14 protein-coding genes and 1 riboswitch are annotated in these 20,303 nt (G+C 73.6%); of the genes, 9 read left to right on the top strand and 5 right to left on the bottom strand.

Features of this window, described 5'->3' with window-relative positions; translation table 11 throughout:
- Positions 1-105: 105 nt before the first annotated feature.
- On the top strand, positions 106-1,437 hold the full coding sequence (locus NDAS_RS08125) for a YeeE/YedE family protein (RefSeq protein ID WP_013152672.1): 1,332 nt from the start codon (positions 106-108) through the stop codon (positions 1,435-1,437).
- Positions 1,438-1,475: 38 nt separating this feature from the next.
- Complete coding sequence (locus NDAS_RS08120; RefSeq protein WP_013152671.1) at positions 1,476-2,672, top strand: NAD(P)-binding domain-containing protein; 1,197 nt, start codon at positions 1,476-1,478, stop codon at positions 2,670-2,672.
- A 301-nt stretch (positions 2,673-2,973) separates the two neighbouring features.
- Here the strand turns inward: NDAS_RS08120 and NDAS_RS08115 are convergent, their stop codons facing one another.
- Positions 2,974-4,413 (bottom strand): TrkH family potassium uptake protein, encoded by a 1,440-nt coding sequence (locus NDAS_RS08115; protein WP_013152670.1) that lies wholly within the window; start codon positions 4,411-4,413, stop codon positions 2,974-2,976.
- A complete protein-coding gene (locus tag NDAS_RS08110; RefSeq protein ID WP_013152669.1) occupies positions 4,410-5,174 on the bottom strand; it encodes a response regulator in 765 nt (254 codons plus the stop codon). The genes NDAS_RS08115 and NDAS_RS08110 overlap by 4 nt, the downstream gene beginning before the upstream one ends.
- Before the next feature lie 278 nt (positions 5,175-5,452).
- Here NDAS_RS08110 and NDAS_RS08105 point away from each other — a divergent pair, with 278 nt between their 5' ends.
- The gene (locus NDAS_RS08105) at positions 5,453-7,987 is read left to right on the top strand and encodes a sensor histidine kinase (protein ID WP_013152668.1); all 2,535 of its coding nucleotides are present in this window, start codon (positions 5,453-5,455) and stop codon (positions 7,985-7,987) included.
- A 37-nt stretch (positions 7,988-8,024) separates the two neighbouring features.
- Here the strand turns inward: NDAS_RS08105 and NDAS_RS08100 are convergent, their stop codons facing one another.
- On the bottom strand, positions 8,025-8,828 hold the full coding sequence (locus NDAS_RS08100; RefSeq protein ID WP_013152667.1) for a FadR/GntR family transcriptional regulator: 804 nt from the start codon (positions 8,826-8,828) through the stop codon (positions 8,025-8,027).
- Between the two features lie 362 nt (positions 8,829-9,190).
- Between NDAS_RS08100 and NDAS_RS08095 the strand changes: the two genes are divergently transcribed.
- Together NDAS_RS08095 and nhaC are read left to right on the top strand one after the other, a co-directional pair.
- On the top strand, positions 9,191-10,324 hold the full coding sequence (locus tag NDAS_RS08095) for a trans-sulfuration enzyme family protein (RefSeq protein WP_041552566.1): 1,134 nt from the start codon (positions 9,191-9,193) through the stop codon (positions 10,322-10,324).
- Between the two features lie 35 nt (positions 10,325-10,359).
- Positions 10,360-11,808, top strand: coding sequence for a Na+/H+ antiporter NhaC (nhaC, locus tag NDAS_RS08090; RefSeq protein ID WP_013152665.1), 1,449 nt, complete (start codon positions 10,360-10,362; stop codon positions 11,806-11,808).
- A 193-nt stretch (positions 11,809-12,001) separates the two neighbouring features.
- Here the strand turns inward: nhaC and NDAS_RS27880 are convergent, their stop codons facing one another.
- Entirely contained in the window at positions 12,002-12,169 is a 168-nt protein-coding gene (locus NDAS_RS27880) for a CsbD family protein (RefSeq protein WP_013152664.1), read from the bottom strand.
- A 279-nt stretch (positions 12,170-12,448) separates the two neighbouring features.
- On the bottom strand, positions 12,449-15,781 hold the full coding sequence (locus NDAS_RS08085) for an AAA family ATPase (protein WP_013152663.1): 3,333 nt from the start codon (positions 15,779-15,781) through the stop codon (positions 12,449-12,451).
- A gap of 226 nt (positions 15,782-16,007) precedes the next feature.
- A riboswitch (cobalamin riboswitch) is annotated at positions 16,008-16,214 on the top strand.
- Between the two features lie 54 nt (positions 16,215-16,268).
- Here NDAS_RS08085 and NDAS_RS08080 point away from each other — a divergent pair.
- From NDAS_RS08080 to cobM, 4 genes are read left to right on the top strand one after another with little or no spacing between them, the layout of a single operon-like run.
- Positions 16,269-17,276 (top strand): nitrite reductase, encoded by a 1,008-nt coding sequence (locus NDAS_RS08080; protein WP_013152662.1) that lies wholly within the window; start codon positions 16,269-16,271, stop codon positions 17,274-17,276.
- A complete protein-coding gene (locus NDAS_RS08075; protein WP_013152661.1) occupies positions 17,273-17,938 on the top strand; it encodes a precorrin-8X methylmutase in 666 nt (221 codons plus the stop codon). Before NDAS_RS08080 ends, NDAS_RS08075 begins: the two co-directional genes overlap by 4 nt.
- Entirely contained in the window at positions 17,935-19,524 is a 1,590-nt protein-coding gene (locus NDAS_RS08070; RefSeq protein ID WP_013152660.1) for a precorrin-2 C(20)-methyltransferase, read from the top strand. Before NDAS_RS08075 ends, NDAS_RS08070 begins: the two co-directional genes overlap by 4 nt.
- A complete protein-coding gene (gene cobM / locus NDAS_RS08065) occupies positions 19,509-20,270 on the top strand; it encodes a precorrin-4 C(11)-methyltransferase (protein WP_041553100.1) in 762 nt (253 codons plus the stop codon). Before NDAS_RS08070 ends, cobM begins: the two co-directional genes overlap by 16 nt.
- Positions 20,271-20,303 lie beyond the last annotated feature (33 nt).

Below are 20,303 nucleotides of genomic sequence, written 5' to 3'. Positions count from 1 at the left end.
CTGCGCGCGGTCTCCTCCGCGCCCGGCGTCCCCGCGGTACCGGTGTCCCCGTCCCCGTTCGGCCACGGCCGACACCCGCTCCGTCACCGTTTGGACAGCTGCCCCGTGACCACTCACCCCTCCGCGCCTCCCGGCGCCACCGAACCCGCCCCCGCGGGCACCGCACCGGACGCCGCCGCGCCCGTCTCGCCCGCCCTGTCCCTGAGCTGGCGGCCGACCCTGTCCGTGCCGCAGCCCCGCGCGGCCGAGGCCGAACCGGTCCGCTGGTGGCCGCTCGGCATCGCCCTGGCCGTGGCCGTGGGCCTGGCCGCCTACGTGTGGAACACCCACGGCGCGCTGCCCGCCGTCCTGCTGCTCCTGGGCACGGGCCTGGGCTTCACCCTGTTCCACTCCCGGTTCGGCTTCACCTCCGCCTGGCGGCAGTTCCTCGCCGTGGGCAACGGCACCGGCCTGCGCGCGCACGCCGTGCTGCTGGGCACCACCGCGACCCTGTTCGCGCTGGTCATCGGCACCGGAACCGGGCTGTTCGGCAACGACCCGCAGGCCTCGGCCGGACCCATCGGCATCGCCCTGTTCCTGGGCGCGTTCCTGTTCGGCATCGGCATGCAGCTGGGTGGCGCCTGCGCCTCGGGCACGCTCTTCGCGGTCGGCTCCGGCCAGTCGGCCATCGTCATCACCCTCGTCGGCTTCATCGCGGGATCGGTGATCTACAGCGCCGCGTGGCCGCTGGTCAACGACCTGCCCGCGCTGCCGCCGTTCCTGCTCTCCGACCACGTGGGATGGGGCGGATCCTGGGCGATCACCATCGCCGTGCTCGCGGCCGTGGTCGTGGGCACCCGCGTCGTGCAGAACCGCCGCGTCCCGCCGCCCGTGGGCACGCCGCCCTCGGCGCGGGGCCTGCTGCGCGTGGTCCGGGGCAGCTGGCCCATGATCGCCGGGGCCCTGGTGCTGTCGGTGCTCGGCGCGGCGGTGCTGCTGGTCTCCGGCGGCGCCTGGGGCGTCACCTCCGCCTTCAACCTGTGGGGCGCCAAGGCGCTCCAGCTGCTGGGCGCGCACCCCGAGACCTGGGCGTTCTGGAACCAGCCCCAGCAGGCCGCGCAGCTCGCCGGTCCGGTGCTCCAGGACAAGACCAGCCTGACCAACATCGGCATCATCCTGGGCGCCGCCGTGGCCGCGGCCGCCGCCGGGGCGTGGAAGCTCCACACCGGCCTAAGCTGGAAGCTCGTCGCCGCCGGGCTCCTGGGCGGCATCCTCATGGGCATCGGCGCCCGGCTGGCGGGCGGCTGCAACATCGGCGCTTACCTGGCCGGAATCGGTTCGGGCAGCCTGCACGGGTGGCTGTGGGCGGTCTTCGCCCTGGCCGGGACCTGGGCGGGGCTGCGGGCCCGCAGCCTGTTCGGCCTGGGCGTGCCCAAGCCGGGCGACAGCGTCTGCTGAACCCGGGTGCCGCGGCACCGCTGACGGAGGGACGGGGAATGGACGGCGCGGAGCACGTGCACGACGTGGTGGTGGTCGGCGGCGGGCAGGCCGGGCTCGCGGCGGGGTACTTCCTGCGGCGGGCCGGGCTCGACTTCGCCGTCCTGGACGCGGGTGAGGGGCCGGGCGGGTCCTGGACGGAGTACTGGGACTCGCTGCGGCTGTTCTCCCCCGCCGAGCACAGCATGCTGCCGGGCTGGTGGATGCCAGCCGAGGAGGGGCGGGAGTACCCGAGCGCGCGGCACGTGGCCCGGTACCTGGCCGAGTACGAGCGCCGCTACGAGCTGCCCGTGCGCCGCCCGGTCCGTGTGGAGGCGGTCGAACGTGAGGACGGGGCCCTGCGCGTGCTCGCCCGGGAGGGGACCGGGCGCGGACTCCTGTCGGGGGCGCCCCGCTCCGCGGCGGAGCGGCCCGTGGACGGCGGCGGGCGGCCACCGGCCGTCCCCGGCTCCCCTGGTTCCCCCGCCCAGCGGTCCCCCCTGGTGAGCTGGCGCGCCCGCCACGTCATCAGCGCCACCGGCACCTGGCGGGCGCCCCACGTCCCCGACGTCGCGGGCCGGGGGCTGTTCGCGGGCAGGCAGCTGCACACGGTCGGCTACCGGGGGCCGGAGGAGTTCGCCGGGCAGCGGGTCGTGGTCGTGGGCGGCGGCAACTCCGCGGCCCAGATCCTCGCCGAACTGTCCGAGGTGGCCGAGACCACCTGGGCCACCGCGCGCCCGCCCCGGTTCCTGCCCGACGACCTGGACGGGCGCGCCCTGTTCGGCGTCGCCACCCGCGCGCAGCGGGCGGCGCAGCGGGGCGAGGAGGCCCCCGAGGGAGTCGGTGATCTGGGGGACATCGTGGTGGTGCCGACGGTCCGCGAGGCGCGCGAGCGCGGCGCGCTCAAGGCCGAGCCGATGTTCGACCGCCTCACCCGCACCGGCGTGGCCTGGAACGACGGCACCTCCCTGGACTGCGACGCCGTCCTGTGGTGCACGGGGTTCCGGCCGGTGCTGGACCACCTGGCCCCGCTGGGGCTGGCGGACGGCCGTGGCCGGATCGCGCTGGAGGGGACCCGCTCCGTGGCCGAACCCCGGCTGTTCCTGCTGGGCTACGGGGACTGGACCGGTGCCGCGTCGGCCACCCTCATCGGCGCAGGGCGCACGGCCAAGGGCACCGTCGCCGAGATCACCGCCGCCCTCGCCCGGCGGGAGTAGGGATCGCGGCGCTCTCCGGAAAGGGTTGGGGGCCGCTGCCCTCCCCCGGCGAACGCCGCTTTGACAGCGGTGCGCGCCAGCGGCGTGACGCCGACCAGGGCGGGGCCACCGACCCCCGGGCCGTCGCGGCCCGTGCGGGGCTCGAAGCCCCGCCGCCGGCGTGGCACCGGACAGGGGCGGGGACGCGGACTCCGGCAGCCCGCACACCGCTGACCGCGCTCTGACCAGCGCCTACCGCTGAACGCTCACCGCTCACCGCTCACCGCTCACCGCTCACCGCTCACCGCTCACCGCTCACCGCTCAACCGACGATCGGCCGTTCCTCGGGCAGCTCGTACAGGCGGGGGCGGCGGCGCAGCGCCAGGGCCGAGGCCAGCGTGATCGGCCCGATCCTGCCCACGAACATCAAGAACATCAGCACCGCCTGCCCCAGCAGCGGCAGGTCGGCCGTGATGCCGGTGGACAGCCCGACCGTGGCGAAGGCCGACGTCGTCTCGAACAGGATCTGGTCCAGGGTGAACGGGGTGATCGTCATCAGCGTCAGCGTCCCCGCCAGCACCAGGCCCAGCGCCAGCAGCGCCACCGTGGTCGCCTGCGAGGTGGTGCCCTCGGCCAGGCGGCGGCCCGACACGTGGACCGTGGGCTCACCGCGCACGTTGGCGTAGACCACGAAGGCCAGCACGGCGAAGGTCGTCACCTTGATGCCCCCGGCCGTGCCCGCGCTGCCTCCCCCGACGAACATCAGGATGTCGGTGACCAGCAGCGTCTGGGTGTTCATCTGTCCGAAGTCGAGGCTGTTGAAGCCCGCCGTGCGCGGCATCACCGACTGGAAGAACGCGGTGAGCAGCTTCCCGCGCAGGTCGAGTCCGCCCATGGTCGCCGGATTGGACCACTCCAGGGCCAGGAAGGCCACGAACCCCACCACGAGCAGCAGCCCCGTCACCACCAGGGTGATCTTGGCGTGCAGCGTCCAGTGGCGGTGCTCGGCGCGGCGCCGGGTGAAGCGCCACAGCTCCACCCACACCGGGAACCCGAGCCCTCCGGCCAGGACCCCCAGGGCCAGCGGGAGCGTGATCCACGGGTCCTCGGCGAACCCCATGAGGCTGTCGGCGTAGAGCGCGAACCCGGCGTTGTTGAAGGCCGAGACGGCGTGGAAGACGCCCGTGTAGACGGCCTCGGGCAGGGACAGCCCGTACCCCAGCCACCAGCGCAGCGCCAGCGCCACGGCCAGGGCCGTCTCGAACACCACCGTCACCACGAGGACCCCGGTGACCAGCTGGCGCACCTCGCCCAGCGTGACCACCTTGGCCTCCGAGCCCGTGCGCACCGCCATCCGCAGCCCGAGCTGCCGCCCGACCACCAGGGTCAGGACGGTGGCCAGCGCCATGATGCCGAACCCGCCGACCTGGATCAGGGCCAGGATCACCGCCTCGCCCAGCCCCGACCAGTAGGAGGCGGTGTCCACCACCGCCAGGCCGGTCACGCTGGCCGCCGAGGTGGCGGTGAACAGGGCCGTGTCGAAGGGCGCCCGCTCCCCGGCCTCGGTGGCGGCGGGCAGGGACAGCAGGCCCGCGCCGACCAGGATCAGGGCGGCGAAGGCCGCCGCCGTGAGCTGCGGCGGCTTGATCCACCCGGACAGGTCGCGCAGCCTCCGGTCCGCGCGGGCACCGGCGCGGGCCGGGATCCTCGGGACCCGTGGTGCCCGCGGGCCCGGCGGGTACTGCCCGGTTCCCGTTCTCACCGGCCGTTCTCCCGGCCTTCCGGTCCAGCGGCCCCTCCCCCGGCGACTCCACCGCCCGGCCGGAACCGGTAGCCCAGCCCGGGTTCGGTGAGGAAGTAGCGCGGCCGGGGCGGGTCCGGCTCCAGGCGCTGGCGGATCTTGGTCATGAACACCCGCAGGTAGTTGGTCTCGCGCCCGTACGCGGGTCCCCACACCTCGTTGAGCAGGTGCTTGTGGGTGACCAGGCGGTCGGGGTTGCGCGCCAGGACCTCCACGATGTGCCACTGGCGCGGGGTCAGCCGCACCGGCTCGCCGCCGCGCAGGACCTGCTTGGCGGCCAGGTCCACCGTGAAGTCGGCGGTGTCCACCGCCGCCTCGTACTCGGGCACCGCGGAGCGGCGCATGGCCGCGCGCACCCGGGCGAACAGCTCGTCCATCCCGAAGGGCTTGATGACGTAGTCGTCGGCGCCCAGGTCCAGCGCCTGGACCTTCATGGGCTCGGTGTCGCGCCCCGAGAGCACGACCACCGGCACGTCCGTCCACCCGCGCAGCCCCCGCAGGACCTCCAGACCGTCCATGCCGGACAGGCCCAGATCGAGCAGGAGCAGGTCGGGATGGTGGCGGGCCACCAGCCGCAGCGCGTGCTCACCGGTGTCGGCGAGGTAGGCGGTGTAGCCGCGGGCCCGCAGGTTCACCTCCAGCGTCCTGCGGATGAGGGGGTCGTCGTCGACGACGAGGACCGAGGGCGCTCTGCCCGCGCCGGTGCCGGTGTCCTTGTCCATACTGGTCCGTGTCTCCCCTGTTCGGACGCCCCGGACGGGGCCTCGCGCTCACGATGCCAGACGCGCCGCGCCCGCGGGTCGCCGCGGCACGAGCGCCGTGTCCGCAGGTCGCGACGGCACCGGCGCCGCGACGACTCCGCGCGGTTGCGGCCGGCACGGGGGGAACGCTAACGCTCCCTTGGCAGCCCGAGGGCCGGATTTAGCGCCCTGTTAGCAGTGAAATGTCCGAAAACACCTCCGTGACCAGTCAGGATGGGGAGGCCGGAAGGGGGCACACGATGACACGCGGCCACTTGCGCGTCTACCTGGGCGCGGCGCCCGGTGTCGGCAAGACCTACCGGATGCTGGACGAGGCGCACCGGCGCCGCGACCGCGGCGCCGACGTGGTCATCGGGTTCGTGGAGAGCCACGGCCGGGCGATGACGGAGGCGATGGTGGACGACCTGGAAACCATCCCGCGCGCCGTCCTGACCCACCGGGGAGCCCGCCTGGAGGAGATGGACCTGGACGCCGTGCTGGCCCGCCGCCCGCAGGTCGTCCTCGTGGACGACCTCGCGCACGCCAACGCCCCCGGTGCGCGCAACGCCCGGCGCTGGCAGGACATCGAGGCCCTGCTGGAGGCGGGGATCACGGTGCTGTCCACACTCGACGTCCAGCACCTGGAGTCGCTCAACGACGTCGTGGAGCGCGTCACCGGCACCCGCCAGAGCGAGACCGTGCCCGACGCGTGGGTGCGCGGGGCCGACCAGATCGAACTGGTGGACATGACGCCCGAGGCCCTGCGGCGGCGGCTCGCGCACGGCAACGTCTACGGCCCCGACCGGATCGACGCCGCGCTGGGCCACCGGTTCCGGGCCGACACCCTGACCGCCCTGCGCGAGCTGGCGCTGCTGTGGCTGGCCGGGCGCGTGGACGACGAGCTCAGGCGCCACCGCGGCGAGCACCGCGCGGCCTCGGCGTGGCAGACCCGCGAACGCGTGGTCGTGGGCCTGAGCGGAGGCCCCGGCGGGGAGGCGCTCATCCGCCGGGCCGCCCGGATCGCGGGGCGCGGCAGGGGCGTCGAGCTGCTGGCCGTGCACGTGGCGCTCGGCGACGGCCCGGTGGGCGCCGACCCCGCCTTGCTCGCCCGGCAGCGGGTGCTGGTGGAGGACCTGGGCGGCACCTACCACCAGGTCCTGGGCGAGGACGTGCCCGCCGCGCTGACCGCGTTCGCCCAGGGGGTGGACGCCACCCAGCTGGTCCTGGGCGCGAGCGGGCGGGGCAGGCTCGCCCGCCTGCTGCGGCCGGGGGTGGGCGCGGCCACCGCGGCGCTGTCGGAGTCCATCGACGTCCACCTGGTCACCCTGGAGGAGGCCGAGCGCGGCTCCGGACGGGCCCGCTCGGGAGCGGTCTCGCGCCGCCGCAGGCTGGCGGGGTACGCGCTGGCGCTCACCGCGCTGGCGCTGCTGGTGTTCGGCACCGGCGTCCCCCACAGCGAGGAGTACCTCAGCGGCGGAATCCTGCTGGTGTTCGCCACCGTGACGGCGACGGCGCTGGTCGGCGGGCTGTGGCCCGCGCTGGCGGCGGCGTTCAGCGGGTTCGTGGTGCTCAACCTCTTCTTCACCGAGCCCTACGAGACGCTGGTGGTCAACCAGCCGGGCAACCTGCTCACCCTCGTGGTGTTCGTGTTCGTGGCCGTGGCGGTGAGCGTGGTGGTCGACAAGGCCGCCCGGCGCACCCGCGAGGCGGCGCGGGCCAGCGCCGAGGCCCAGACCCTGGCCACGGTGGCCGGAAGCGTGCTGCGGGGCTCGCGTCCCCTGGAGGCGCTGCTGGAGAGGCTGCGCGAGACCTTCTCCCTGGAGTCGGTCGCGCTGCTGGAGCGCAGGCCGCAGGCCTCCTCCCGGCCCGACCACCGCAACGACCCCGGCGCGTGGGAGGCGGTCGCCTCCGTCGGGGAGCTTCCCCACTCGGCCCCGGGCGGGGCCGACGTGGACGTCCCGGTGGACGAGGGGCTGACCCTGGTGCTGCACGGGCACCGGCCGCGCGCGGGCGAGCGGCGCATCATCGAGGCCTTCGCCGCGCAGGCCGCCGTCGCGCTGCGCCAGGAGCGGCTGGCTCAGGAGGCGGCCGCGGCCGGAACGCTGGCGGAAGCCGACCGGATGCGCACCGCGCTGCTGGCCGCGGTCAGCCACGACCTGCGGGCCCCCCTGGCCTCGGCCAAGGCGTCGGTGACCAGTCTGCGCAGCCGGGAGGTGCGCTTCAGCGAGGAGGTCCAGGCCGAACTGCTGGCCACGGCGGACGAGTCCCTGGACCGCCTGACCCGGCTGGTGACCGACCTGCTGGACATGAGCCGCCTCCAGGCGGGCGTGCTGGGCGTGACGGTCACGGGCCTGTCGCTGCGCGAGTCGGTGTTCGCGGTCCTGGACGACCTGGGCGAACAGGGGCGCGCCGTGCGGGTGCGGGTGCCCGAGGAGCTGCCGGAGGTCGCGGCCGACCCCGGCCTGCTGGAGCGGGTGCTGGCCAACGTGGTGGGCAACGCCCTGCGCTTCAGCCCGCACGACCGGCCGCCCTCGGTCACCGCCTCCTGGACGGGCGACCAGGTGGAACTGCTGGTGGCCGACCACGGGCCCGGGGTGCCCGAGCACGAGCGCGAGCGCATGTTCGTGCCCTTCCAGCGGCTCGGGGACACCGACGCGGCGACGGGGCTCGGGCTGGGCCTGGCGCTCGCGCGCGGGCTCATGGAGGCCATGGGGGGCTCGCTGCTGCCCGAGACCACCCCGGGCGGCGGTCTGACGCTGCGCCTGGTGCTGCCCGTCGCGGGAGCGGCGGGTTAGGGCGCGCGCCCCCGGGACAGCGGCGACCGGCGGCCGGTCAGGCCGGGTCCTCCCGCGTCCCCTCCGCCTTGGGGCGGGTCTCGATCTCGCGCAGGGTGACCTGGAGGTGCTCCTCCATCGCCGCCACCGCGCGGGCGGGGTCGCCGCTCAGCACCGCCTCCAGCACCTCCTCGTGCTCGGTCGCGGACACCGCCGGGTCCTGCGCCGTGGCCAGGAACCGGCGGTGGCTCTGCTCGCGGCTGTCGGCCAGGGACCGTTCGAGCGCGTCCAGGATCTGGGTGAGGCTCCGGTTGCCCGAGGCCGAGATCAGGGCCTGGTGGAAGGCGAAGTCGGTGCGCACGCGGTTGGGCACGTCCAGGGGCGCGGCGCGCATGTCGGCGATGGCCTGGCGGGCCCGGGCGATGTCCTCGCGGGTCTGCTCCTCCTCCGGTCCGGCGATGCGCTGCGCGGCCAGCCGGGCGCCGTGCACCTCCAGCGCCTTGCGGATCTCGGTGAACTCCATCAGCGCCCGGCGGTCGCGCAGCACCGACAGGGCCACGAAGTTCTCCACCGGCAGGGCGTTGGGCGAGGCGATGACCGCGGGTTTGCCCTGGCGGCGGTGGATCAGGCCCTTGGCCTCCAGGGTCCTCAGGGCCTCGCGCAGCACGACCCGGCTCACGCCGAAGCGTTCGGCGAGTTCCTTCTCCGAGGGCAGCTGGCTGCCCGGCCGCGCGTCGGGACCCACGCACAGCTCCTCCACGAAGGCGACGACCTGCGAGGTCAGCGAGTTCGGCCGGGCGTGCCGCGGCTGGGACCGGCCCGCGAGCCCTTCGCCCTGGGTTCCCGGCGACGCTGATCCCATCGTGTACGCCTCGTCCTTCGCTGGAGGGATGTGCCGACTCCCCAGCGTACAGAGACCGGAACCCGCGGGCTGACCAGCACCACCCCATTGACTACTTAGCAGCTTGTACTACAAGATGACCGCACCGGCACGGGCCCCGCGTCGTCTCGACCGCGCGGCCCTGCCGTGAGCACGCGTGCGAGCGGTGTCGCCTGCCACGGGCGACCGCCGACCGCACCGACACGAGCGCGGGCACCGCCCGCACACGGGCGGCGACGGCGGGCGCGGCGGCGGGTCGGAAACCTCCCCCCACCGCACCCGCACGAGCGCGCCCACGAGCCGACCGGAGGGCAACGGTGGACAGGTCCGACAGGGAAATCTGCATGAGCGCGTGGGAGGGGGCGGAGAACGTCCACGGCGCGGTCGCCCCTCCGGTTTTCCAGACCAGCATTTTCACCAAACCCTCGTTCGAGGCGTTCATCCAGGAGCAGGAACAGGAACACGAGAGGTACGTCTACAGCCGCGGCGCCAATCCCACGGTGGCCTTTCTGGAGGAGAGGCTGGCCCTTCTGGAGCGCGGCGAGGCCTGTAAGTGCTTCGGTTCCGGAATGGGGGCCATCAGCGCCGTCCTGATGAGCCTGCTGCGCGGCGGGGACCACATCCTCTTCGTCAACAGCACCTACGGCCCGGCCCTGGAGATGGCCGAGCACCTGCGCGGTTTCGGCATCGACCACACCGTGCTGCCCGACGGCACGTCCGACATCGAGCCCCACCTGCGCAAGAACACGGCGCTGGTCTACGTCGAGAGCCCCGGGACCATGCGGATGAAGGTCCTGGACCTGGCCGCGATCACCCGGACCGCACGGGCCAGGGGCGTCTGGACCGTGATGGACAACACCTGGTCCACGCCGCTCTTCCAGAAGCCGATCCTGGCCGGGGTGGACATCGTCATCCACTCGTGCACCAAGTACATCGGCGGTCACAGCGACGTCCTGGGCGGGGCGGTGATCGGCCCGGCCTCCTTCGTGCGCGACCTCTTCTACACGGGGTTCCAGCTCCTGGGTTCGGTCATGTCGGCCGTCGAGGCGTCGATGGTGCTGCGCGGGCTGCGGACGCTGCCGATCAGGATGGCCGAGCACGAGCGCAGCGCCGTGCGGGTCATCGACTACCTGGCGACCCGGCCCGAGGTGGCGGCGATCCACCACCCCCACCACGACCACCGGCCCGACGACCCCCTGGTCAAGGACCAGTTCAGCGGTTTCTCCGGGCTGCTCAGTTTCGACCTGAAGGACGGTTCCTTCGAGAAGGTCGCGGCCTTCATCAACCGTCTTTCGCTGTTCCGGATCGGCGCGAGCTGGGGCGGTTACGAAAGCCTGGTCACCGCCCCCGTCCGGCCCGGAAACGAGGGGGCGTTGCGGGAGAGGGGATTCTCCCCCGGAATGGTCCGCCTCTCCGTGGGCCTGGAGGGGGCCGACAGCCAGATCGAGGATCTCGAAAGGGCCTTCACCGCACTGTAGAGGACCGAAAGCGGTCATCACCGAGAGGAAAGTAGATGGCTAACCCCCCGGACGAACACGTCCGCCGACCCGGCGTGGCGGCGGCGTGCGTCCCCGTGGTCATCACCGTCGCCATCCTGGTCGGCGGCATCGGCGTCCTGAAGTACCCCGCCGAGCTCATGCTCATCTTCGCGGGGGTGGTGTTCGCCCTCTTCGCGCTCTGGCACGGCGTGCGCTGGGACGACGTGCTGACGAACATGGGCGACAAGCTCAGGAGCGCCCTGCCCGCGGTCCTGATCCTGCTGAGCATCGGCATGCTCATCGGCTCGTGGATGATCGCCGGGACGATCCCCCTCATGGTCTACTACGGCCTGGAGCTCATCAACCCGTCCTACCTGTACGTGCTGGCCTTCCTGGCCACCGCGCTGGTCTCCACCTTCACCGGCACCTCCTGGGGCTCGGGCGGCACGATCGGCGTCGCCCTGATCGGGGTGGCCCAGACGATGGACGTGTCGCTGGCGATCACGGCGGGCGCGGTCGTGTCCGGCGCCTACTTCGGGGACAAGCTCTCGCCGCTGTCGGACACCACCAACATGAGCTCGCTCGCGGCGGGCGCCAACCTCTACGAGCACATCCGGCACATGCTCTACACGGCCGTGCCCTCGTCGGTGCTGGCCGCCGTCGTCTTCCTGCTCGCGGGCACCACCATCACCACCTCGTCCGCCGGTCTGGGCGGTATCGACGAGGTCGTCACCGAACTGAACGAGCTGTTCACCCTCAACCCGCTGCTGCTGATCCCGGCGGTGGTCGTGCTCGCCGGGTCGATCATGCGCAAGCCTCCGCTGGTCGTGCTGTTCGCGTCGTCCATGACGGCGCTGCTGATCGCGCTGCTGGTCCAGGGGGCGAGCGTGGGCGACCTGTTCGCCGCGGTCGTCTCCGGCTTCACCACCGACATGCTGCCGCAGGGGGACGGGGTCTCCGACGTCCTGGCCGAGCTGGTGAACCGGGGCGGGCTGTACTCGATGTACAACTCGGCGTTCTTCGTCTTCTGCGCCTTCTTCTTCGCCTCGGCGCTGGAGAAGTCGGGCGTGCTGCGGGTCCTGCTGGAGGGGCTCATCGCCAGGCTGCGGTCCACAGGAAGCCTCATCCTCACCACCCTGCTCTCCGGCTTCACCATCATCAACGGCACCTCCAACGCGCTGGTGTCCTTCTTCCTGGTCAAGGACGTCTACGGCGACGCCTACCGGGCCAGGAACCTGCACCCGGTCAACCTGTCGCGCAGCATGGAGGACTCGGTCACGATCACCGAGGTGCTGATGCCCTGGACGGTGTCGGGCGTCTTCTTCGCCACCACCCTGGGCGTGGCCAACTTCGAGTTCCTGCCGTGGGCGGTGTTCAACTGGAGCGGTTTCCTGTTCTCCGCCCTGATCGCCTTCCTCGCGCCGCTGACCCGGGGTTTCGGCATCCGCCGCCTCGAACCGGAGCAGGAGCGCTCCACGACGTGAGCCCCGCCCGGGGCGGCCACGCGAAAGGGGAGCGGAGCACGTGCGGGGCACGTGCTCCGCTCCCCTCGGACGCGAAGGCGGTCAGGTCGGCGGCCACGGCGGGACCGGGGCTCGCGGCCCGCCCCGTCCGGCCGGCCGGTCGGGAGGCGCCCGCTGGCGGGGGGCCGTCCGCGAGCGTCCGCGAAGGCGGCACCTACCGGCCCTTCTTCAGGTCCTCCTTGCCCTGGCGCAGGCGCCCCTTGGCCATCTCGGCGCGACCCTCGTTCTTCATGCGGTCGTTGCCGGTGGCCTTGCCGGTGGTCTCCTTGGCCTTGCCCTTGACCATCTCGGCCTGGCTGCGGCCCTTCTCAGTGGCGCTCATGCTCTTCCTCCTTCGGTGGTTCCCGTGAGGAGCGGCGTACTGGCCTGCGAACCGCCCCTCTCCCCGTCCCCTGCCCGAAACAAGAAACCTTAAAATCCCCGCAAAACCCTCGAAACACTCCACGCCCGCCGTCACCACCGCTGTTCCGCCCGAACACGAACCGGGGCCGGGCCCGCGAACGCGCGTCGTCGCCCCACCTGCGCGTCCGGGGGCGGGCCGTGTTCCCAAGGCCGCGGAACCCACCGCTCCGCGTGGGGAACCGTCGCCCCCCCATGAGGTCTACGGAGCTCCCACGACGTCCTCGGGGCGCAGGGTCTGCAGCTCCGCCACCCCGGGGACCTCCCCCGCCAGGGCCGCCGTCTCGATCCGCCGCGACTGGCGGATCACGCTCTCCTCGAACAGCTTGCGGACCTCGCGCCCGTTGCCGTCCCCGAACACCCCGGCCCGCTCGACCACCAACGCGCCCAGCGCCCCGCGCGTCTCCTCGGGCACCAGGAAGTCGCTGCCCTCGGCCATCCCGACGAAGATCCGCACCAGCTCGTCCGCGTCGTAGGGGGCGAACTCCACCGTCCCGGAGAACCGCGACTCCAGCCCCGGGTTGCTCGCCATGAACTCGCGCATCTCCCCGGTGTAACCGGCGGCGATCACCACCACCTCGTCGCGGTGGTCCTCCATCAGCTTCAGGAGCGTGTCGACGGCCTCCTGGCCGAAGTCGGAGCCGCTGCCGCCCGGCCGGGCGAGCGCGTACGCCTCGTCGATGAACAGCACGCCTCCGCGCGCCCGGTCGAACACGTCACGCGTGCGCTGGGCGGTGTGGCCCACGTACGAGCCCACCAGGTCCGCCCGGCTGGCCTCCACCACCTGCCCCTGGGCGAGCACCCCCAGGGCGGCCAGCAGTTCCCCGTAGACCCGCGCGACCGTGGTCTTGCCCGTCCCCGGGGGCCCGGCGAAGACCAGGTGCCGCGAGGGCAGCGGGGCCTCCAGCCCGGCCGCCTGCCGCCGGCGTCCGGCCGAGATCAGGTTCACCAGGTCGGCCACCTCCCGCTTCACCGCCGCCAGGCCCACCATGGCGTCCAGGCGGCGCATCAGCTCCTCGACCTGACCGGCGTCCCTGGGCCCCTCCGCGACCCTGGCGGAGAGCCCGCCGTCCACGACGTCGGCGAGGTCCTCCGGCAGGATCAGTGACAGGTCCCGCGCCGAACCGAAGTCGCCGTCGACGATCCGGGTCGCCTGGGTCTGGACGGTCTCCTCGAACACGCGGCGCGCCTCGCGCCCGTTGCCGAAGGTCTCGTCGCGCTTCTGCGCCTGGAAGTGCCGGATGAGCAGCTCCCGGGTGCCCTCCCCCAGCGTGTAGCCCTGCCTGTCCGCCATCCCCGTGAAGATGGTCGTGAGCTGTTCGGGCGAGTAGTTCTCGAACTCGACGGTGCGGGCGACCCTCGACCGCAGCCCGGGGTTGGCGTCGAGGAAGCCGCGCATCTCACTGGAGTACCCGGCGAAGATGACGACGACCTCCTCGCGCAGGTCCTCCATGAGTTTGATGAGGGTGTCGATGGCCTCCTGGCCGAAGTCCGATCCGCTGCCGAACTTGCGGGACAGCGCGTACGCCTCGTCGACGAACAGCACACCGCCCCGGGCCCGCTCGACCACCTCGGTGACCTTGGTGCTGGTGCCGCCCAGGTGCTCGGCCACGAGGTCGGGGCGGGCGGCCTCCACGAACTGGCCGCTCCCCAGCACGCCCAGGGAGCGCAGGATCCGCCCGTAGAGCCGGGCCACGGTGGTCTTGCCGGTTCCGGGCGGCCCGGAGAAGACGAGGTGGCGGCTGACGTTGAGCGCGGGCAGCCCCGCCGCCGCACGCTTGACGCTGACCTGCTGGAAGTTGACGAGGGCGCGGACCTCCTTCTTCACCCCGTCCAGGCCCACCATGGCGTCCAGTTCGGCCAGCAGTTCCTCCAGCGGCCGCACCTCCCCCTCGGGCGCGTCCGGCACGGCCGCGCCGCCGCTGCCGGTCGCGGCCCGCGCCTGGACCCGGTCACCGCCCCCGTTCCCGGTGATCTCGGTGTCCTCGGTCTGCACGGTGGCGGTGTCCTCGGCGTCCACCCCCTCAGCGGCGTTGCCGGAGATCGTGCACCCCACCAGGCGCACCCTGCTGGTGCCGTACACGGCCAGCCCGGAGCTGTCCCCGTCCCGGACCACGGTGTCCTCCAACGTGACCACGGCCCCGTTCTCCACGCCGACTCCGGCCGACGCGCACCCGCTCACCGTCGACGAGCGCAGGACCAGCCGCGACTCGCCCCCCGCGTAGACACCGTGCAGGGAACAGTCCGAGATCTGGATCCTGTCGACCTCGACCTCGGACCCTTCGTTGACGGTCAGCGCGTTGAGACTGCTGTTGGTGACCGTCGCCGCGCTGACCGTGACCGTGCTGTCCTGCCTGACGAGGAGGCCACCCTCGACGTCGTCCCCGGTCAGATCGGTCAGGCTTCCCCGCGCGTCGACGATGTGCACCATCGTCGGCGACTTCGAGGCGCGCAACCCGGTGACCTCGAACCGCCCCTTCTGCGCGGCGAACACGCTCCACTTCTCCCGTGCCTCCTGGGGGCTGTCACGCAGTTCGACGTCGGAGAGCGTCGTCCGGCACTCCTCGACGTAGACCCCGTTCCCACCGACACGGGTCAGGGACAGCCCCTCACCGCTGACCCTGGCCCCCTCCCCGTGGAGGCCTGTCCGGGCAGCGTCCTCGATGACCAGGTCCCGGACGGTCAACGCGCCCCCGACGGTCGCCAGGGCACTGGCCCTGGCGTTGGTGATGCGGCCGTGGGTGATGGTCATCTCGGAGTCGTCCCAGGCGTACACGGAGTCGCCTCCGGCACGGCCGCCGTCCACCCTGAGGCGGTCGAACTCCGCCCTGGAGCGTCCGGTCACCCGTACCGGCCAGCCCCGGTCCCCGGTGATCGTCAGGTTGGTGAACTTCGGAGCGGCGGAGTCCCGCACGTGGACCGCTTGGGTCCTCTCCCCTCCGCAGTCGGTCAGGACGCAGTCGGTGACCGTGGGCGAGGCCTTGGAGATGTGCAGGGTGTGCCATGTGTCGTGGCCCCCGGTGAAGGTGGTCCGGCGGATCTCGGGGGAGCCCGGGCCCTCGACGACGAGCACGGCGTCGGTGAAACGGCAGCCGTCCACCTTGCCCGTGGAGCCGTCCATGTAGAGTCCGCCGCCCGCGAACCCGCAGTTGGTGAACTCGGCTTCGGTGTTCTTCACGTTCACTTGCGTACTCGCGGAGAAGGCGCAGTCGACGGCCTTCAGGAAGGCTTCGGGGTGCACGTACACGGGCGGGTACTCGGCTGAGGCGTTGCGCACGTGCACACCGTGCAGTTCCAGCCGCCCCTTGTGCACGTTGAACACGTTCGTGTCGCCCGCCGCGACCGTCACGGTGCCGGGGCCCTGGAGGGGAACCACGATGACGTGCCGGTTCACGCCGACCACCTGGGGTTCGGTGTAGTGGCCCGGCTCGACGTGCAGGTACAGGTCACTTCCCGCGTACATCGGGGCCCGCAGCGCCGCGCCCAGACTGGGGAAGGCGTAGGGGTCGGTCTGCGAGATTCGGACCGTGTACATCCATCGGCTCCCGGGGGTGAGGGCACGGCGGCGCGGACCGTGCGAGGAATACGCGGTACGTACCGTATCGGCCGGTTGTGTCGTACGGTGCCGGCCGCGCTCTCCTGCCCGCGACTGGCCGCCTCCGGCCACGCCGGGACCATGCCGGGGCCACACCGGGACCGCGACGGGGCCACGCCGGGACCGCGTCGGGGGAAGGCCCCCGGACCTGGCCCGGGAGGGGAACGGTACCCTCGTCGAGCCAGTCGAACTCCACCTCGTGGGGCAGGGAACCCGGTGCGAATCCGGGGCTGACGCGCAGCGGTGAGGGTGACGGGCGGGCACGCCCCGGGGACGCGGTTCCCCGGGACAGCCACTGGAGCGCACGCTCCGGGAAGGCGCTCCGCACCGGTCGATCCCGAGTCCGAAGACCTGCTGGCGCTGGCGGTGACGGGCCGCCAGGTCAACCGAGGACCCCGCGAACGGGTCCCTGACCAGAAGGACGCGCATGTCCCCGATGGGCTCCCCATCCCCATCCCCCACCGTCCGCGCCCGGCGCGACCGCTGCCCGGGCGCCCTGCGGCCCTGGCCCGCCGACGACGGGCTGCTGGTACGGCTCCGGCTCGTCGGCGGCAGGCTTCCCGTCCGTTCGCTGCGCGCCCTGGCCGCCGTGGCCCGGGAGTACGGCGACGGCCGGATCCACGTCACCGGGCGGGCCAACGTGCAGCTGCGCGCCCTGCCCGGAAGCGGGGGGCGGCTGTCCCCCGAGGTGCTCCGGGCCCTGGAGGAAACCGGCCTGCTGCCCTCGCCCTCCCACGAGCTGGTCCGCAACATCATGGTCTCCCCCCGCACGGGGCTCGGGGCTGGAAGAGCGGACCTGCGGCCCGTGGCCGCCGAGCTGGACGGGCTGCTGTGCGCCGAACCGCGCCGCGCCGCCCTGCCCGGCCGATTCCTCTTCGTCCTGGACGACGGAAGCGGCGACCTGCTGGAGCGCTCCTGCGACCTGGGGGCGGTCGCCCTCGACGCGCGTACCGCCCAGCTCAGGGTCGGGGAGCACTGGGGCCCGCTGACACCGCTGGAGGAGGCCCCGGCCGCGCTCGTGCGCCTCGCCGACCGGTTCCTGGAGCTGCGCGGCGACGGCCCCGACGCCCCCTGGCACGTGGCCGAACTCCCCTCGCCCCTGACCGACCCGGCGCCGCCCGTCCCGGGGCTGCCCGAGCCCGCGCCGCCGCTGCCGCACGGCCCGGTGCCCGGGATCGGACGGCACGTCCCCGTGCCCGAGGAGGGCCTGGACCGGGCCGCCGCCGACGCGCTCGCCGCCGAAGCCGTCGAGGCCGGATCCGGCGAACTCGTCGTCACGCCGTGGCGCGCCGTCCTCGTCCCCGCAGGACACGGGACCGTGTCCGGGCGGCACAGGCTCGCCCCCGAGGAACACGGACCCGGCCCCGACAGGCCGGTCCCGGCTGACAAGCACATCCCCGGACAGCCCGACCACGTCCCCGGGGAGGCGCGGTGACCTCCCCGAGAAGACCGAACCGGCACTACGAGTACGTCGACGACGGGCCCGCCATCTACGCCGACTCCTTCGCCACCATCCGGCGCGAGGCCCGGCTCGACCACCTGCCCGCCAACGCCGAGCGGCTCGCCGTGCGGATGATCCACGGCACCGGCCAGGTCGACCTCGCCGACGACCTCGTCGTCCACCCCGACCTGGTCCCCGCGGCGCGCGCCGCCCTCCGGGCCGGTGCGCCGATCCTGTGCGACGCGCGCATGGTGGCCTCCGGCGTGACCGCGAGCCGCCTGCCCAGCGACAACGAGGTGCTCTGCCTCCTGGGTGACGAGCGGGTGCCCGGCCTGGCCCGGGAGTGGGGCACCACCCGCACGGCCGCCGCGGTGTCGCTGTGGGAGCCGCTGCTCGGCGGCGCCGTGGTCGCCGTCGGCAACGCGCCCACCGCCCTGTTCCACCTTCTGGAGATGCTGATCGACGGCGCCCCTCGACCCGCCGCGATCGTCGGCTGCCCGGTCGGCTTCATCGGCGCCGCCGAGTCCAAGCAGGCGTTGACCGAGCTGCGCGACCGGCACGGCGTCGACGTCCCCTACGTGACCGCGCGCGGCCGACGCGGGGGTTCGGCGATGACCTCCTCGGCCCTCAACGCACTCGCCAAGGAGGAAGAGTGACCGGCCGTTTCCACGGCGTCGGCGTCGGCCCGGGCGACCCCGAGCTGATCACCCTCAAGGCGGCCAGGCTCATCGCCGCGGCCGACGTCGTCGCCTACCACGCGGGTGTGGGCAAGGAGTCCAACGCCCGCCGCATCGCCGACGCGCTGATCCCGGACGGGGTGGTCGAGGAGCGGTTGACCTATCCGGTGACCACCGGGGCGACCGACCACCCGGGCGGCTACGCGGGGGCGTTGGCCGACTTCTACGAGGAGTCCGCCGCCCGGCTGGCCGTCCACCTGGACGCCGGGCGCGACGTCGTCCTGCTCTCCGAGGGCGATCCGCTGTTCTACGGGTCGTACATGTACATGCACGACCGGCTGTCCGAGCGCTACCCCACCGAGATCGTGCCGGGCGTCCCGGCGTTCGCCGCCGCCACGGCCGCCGCGGCCGCCCCGCTGGCCCGGCAGACCGACGTGCTCACCGTGCTGCCCGGCACCCTGCCCGAACCGGAACTGGCCCGCCGCCTGGCCGACACCGACGCGGCCGTGGTCATGAAACTGGGCCGGACCTTCCCGGCCGTGCGCCGCGCCCTGGCCGCGGCCGGGCGGCTGGAACACGCGGTGTACGTGGAGCGGGCCTCGATGGGCGGGGAGCGGCGGCTGCCGGTGGCCGAGGTGGACCCGGCGACGGTGCCCTACTTCTCCCTGGTGCTGGTGACCGGGGACAGCCGCAACGGGCCGCGCTCCCGCAAGGTCGGCGAGGCCGCGCGGACGCAGACGGCACAGACGGAGCAGACGGCACAGGCGACCCAAGAGGGGCCCGGTTCCGCCGTACCGGCGGCGGACACGGCGTCCGCGACCACCGGACCGGCGGCCGAACTGCTGGTCGTGGGCCTGGGCCCGGGCCCCGAGGACTGGCTCACCCCCGAGGCGAGCGCGGCGCTGGCCGAGGTGGACCACGTGGTGGGCTACGGCCCCTACGTCAACCGGGTACCGCAGCGCCCCGGGCTCACCCGGCACGCCTCCGGCAACACCGTCGAACTCCAGCGCGCCCGGTTCGCCCTCGACCTGGCCGGGCGCGGCGAACGCGTGGCCGTGGTCTCCGGCGGGGACGCCGGGGTCTTCGGCATGGCCACCGCCGTGTTCGAGGCGGCCGAGGACCCCGCCTACCGGGACGTGCCCGTCCGGGTGCTGCCCGGGGTCAGCGCCGTCCAGGCGGTCGCGGCCCGCGCGGGCGCCCCCGTGGGCGGCGACTTCGCGGTGATGAGCCTGTCGGACCGCCTCAAGCCGTGGGAGGTGGTCGAGCGGCGTCTGCGCGCCGTCGCCGAGGCCGACCTGGCGCTGGCCGTCTACAACCCCGCCTCCCGGTCCCGGACCGAGCAGATCGTCACCGCGCGCCGGATCCTGCTGGAGCACCGCAAACCCGACACCGTGGTCGTCGTCGGCCGCGACGTGGGCCGCGAAGGCGAGTCCCTGACGGTGACCACCCTGGGCGAACTCGACCCCGCCGCCGTGGACATGCGCTGCCTGCTCATCGTCGGCGCGTCCGGAACCCGGGTCACCGGGGCGGGCCGCGTGTGGACCCCCAGGTGGGTGAAGCCGTGACCGTGCACTTCGTGGGCGCGGGGCCCGGAGCCGCCGACCTGCTGACCGTGCGCGCCACACGCATGCTCGCCGGGGCCGACGTGGTCCTCTACCCCGGCACCTACCTGGACCCGCAGGTCCTGACGCACTGCGCGCCCGGCGCCGAACTGGTGGACACCCAGGGCCTGGACCTGGACCGCATCACCGACCACCTGGTCCGCGCGCACACGGCGGGCCGCGACGTCGTACGGCTCACCTCCGGCGACCCGTCGCTGTACTCGGCGCTGGCCGAGCAGACCCGCAGGCTCGACGCGCACGGCGTTCCGTGGGACGTCACGCCCGGGGTGCCCGCGTACGCGGCCGCCTCGGCGCTGGCGGGACGGGAGCTGACCGTGCCGCTGGTGGCCCAGTCTGTGGTGCTGACCCGCACGCGGGCCCGCTCGACCGCCATGCCCGGGACCGAGTCGCTGGCCGCGTTCGCCGCGACCCGGGCCACGCTGGTGCTGCACCTGGCGATCCGGCGGGTGCGCGAGCTGATGGCCGAGATCGAACCCGAGTACGGCGGCGACTGCCCGGTGGTCGTGGTGTACCGGGCCAGCCAGCCGGGCGAGGCGGTGCTGCGCGGCACGGTCTCCACCGTCGCCGACGCGGTGGAGGAGGCCGGGTTCCGGCAGGCGGCGGTGATCCTGGTGGGGCGGGCGCTCGATCCCGGGGCGGGCGGTGAGTCCTACCTCTACGACCCGGCCCGGCCGCGGGCCAGCGGGTAGGGAGGGCCCCGAAGGGGTTCCGGAGGCTCCGCG

Source organism: Nocardiopsis dassonvillei subsp. dassonvillei DSM 43111, assembly GCF_000092985.1.
In the GTDB taxonomy this organism is placed as follows: Bacteria; Actinomycetota; Actinomycetes; order Streptosporangiales; family Streptosporangiaceae; genus Nocardiopsis; species Nocardiopsis dassonvillei.
Note: the sequence above shows the minus strand (reverse complement) of the source record. Positions and strands in the feature narration are given on the sequence as shown.

What these genes read in the sequence shown, in the direction of transcription:
- NDAS_RS08120 (WP_013152671.1), top strand. Translation starts at nt 1,476, where the DNA reads ATGGACGGCGCGGAGCACGTGCACGACGTGGTGGTGGTCGGCGGCGGG.
- NDAS_RS08110 (WP_013152669.1), bottom strand. Translation starts at nt 5,174, where the DNA reads ATGGACAAGGACACCGGCACCGGCGCGGGCAGAGCGCCCTCGGTCCTC.
- NDAS_RS08105 (WP_013152668.1), top strand. Translation starts at nt 5,453, where the DNA reads ATGACACGCGGCCACTTGCGCGTCTACCTGGGCGCGGCGCCCGGTGTC.
- NDAS_RS08100 (WP_013152667.1), bottom strand. Translation starts at nt 8,828, where the DNA reads ATGGGATCAGCGTCGCCGGGAACCCAGGGCGAAGGGCTCGCGGGCCGG.
- NDAS_RS08095 (WP_041552566.1), top strand. Translation starts at nt 9,191, where the DNA reads ATGAGCGCGTGGGAGGGGGCGGAGAACGTCCACGGCGCGGTCGCCCCT.
- nhaC (WP_013152665.1), top strand. Translation starts at nt 10,360, where the DNA reads ATGGCTAACCCCCCGGACGAACACGTCCGCCGACCCGGCGTGGCGGCG.
- NDAS_RS27880 (WP_013152664.1), bottom strand. Translation starts at nt 12,169, where the DNA reads ATGAGCGCCACTGAGAAGGGCCGCAGCCAGGCCGAGATGGTCAAGGGC.
- NDAS_RS08085 (WP_013152663.1), bottom strand. Translation starts at nt 15,781, where the DNA reads ATGTACACGGTCCGAATCTCGCAGACCGACCCCTACGCCTTCCCCAGT.
- NDAS_RS08080 (WP_013152662.1), top strand. Translation starts at nt 16,269, where the DNA reads ATGTCCCCGATGGGCTCCCCATCCCCATCCCCCACCGTCCGCGCCCGG.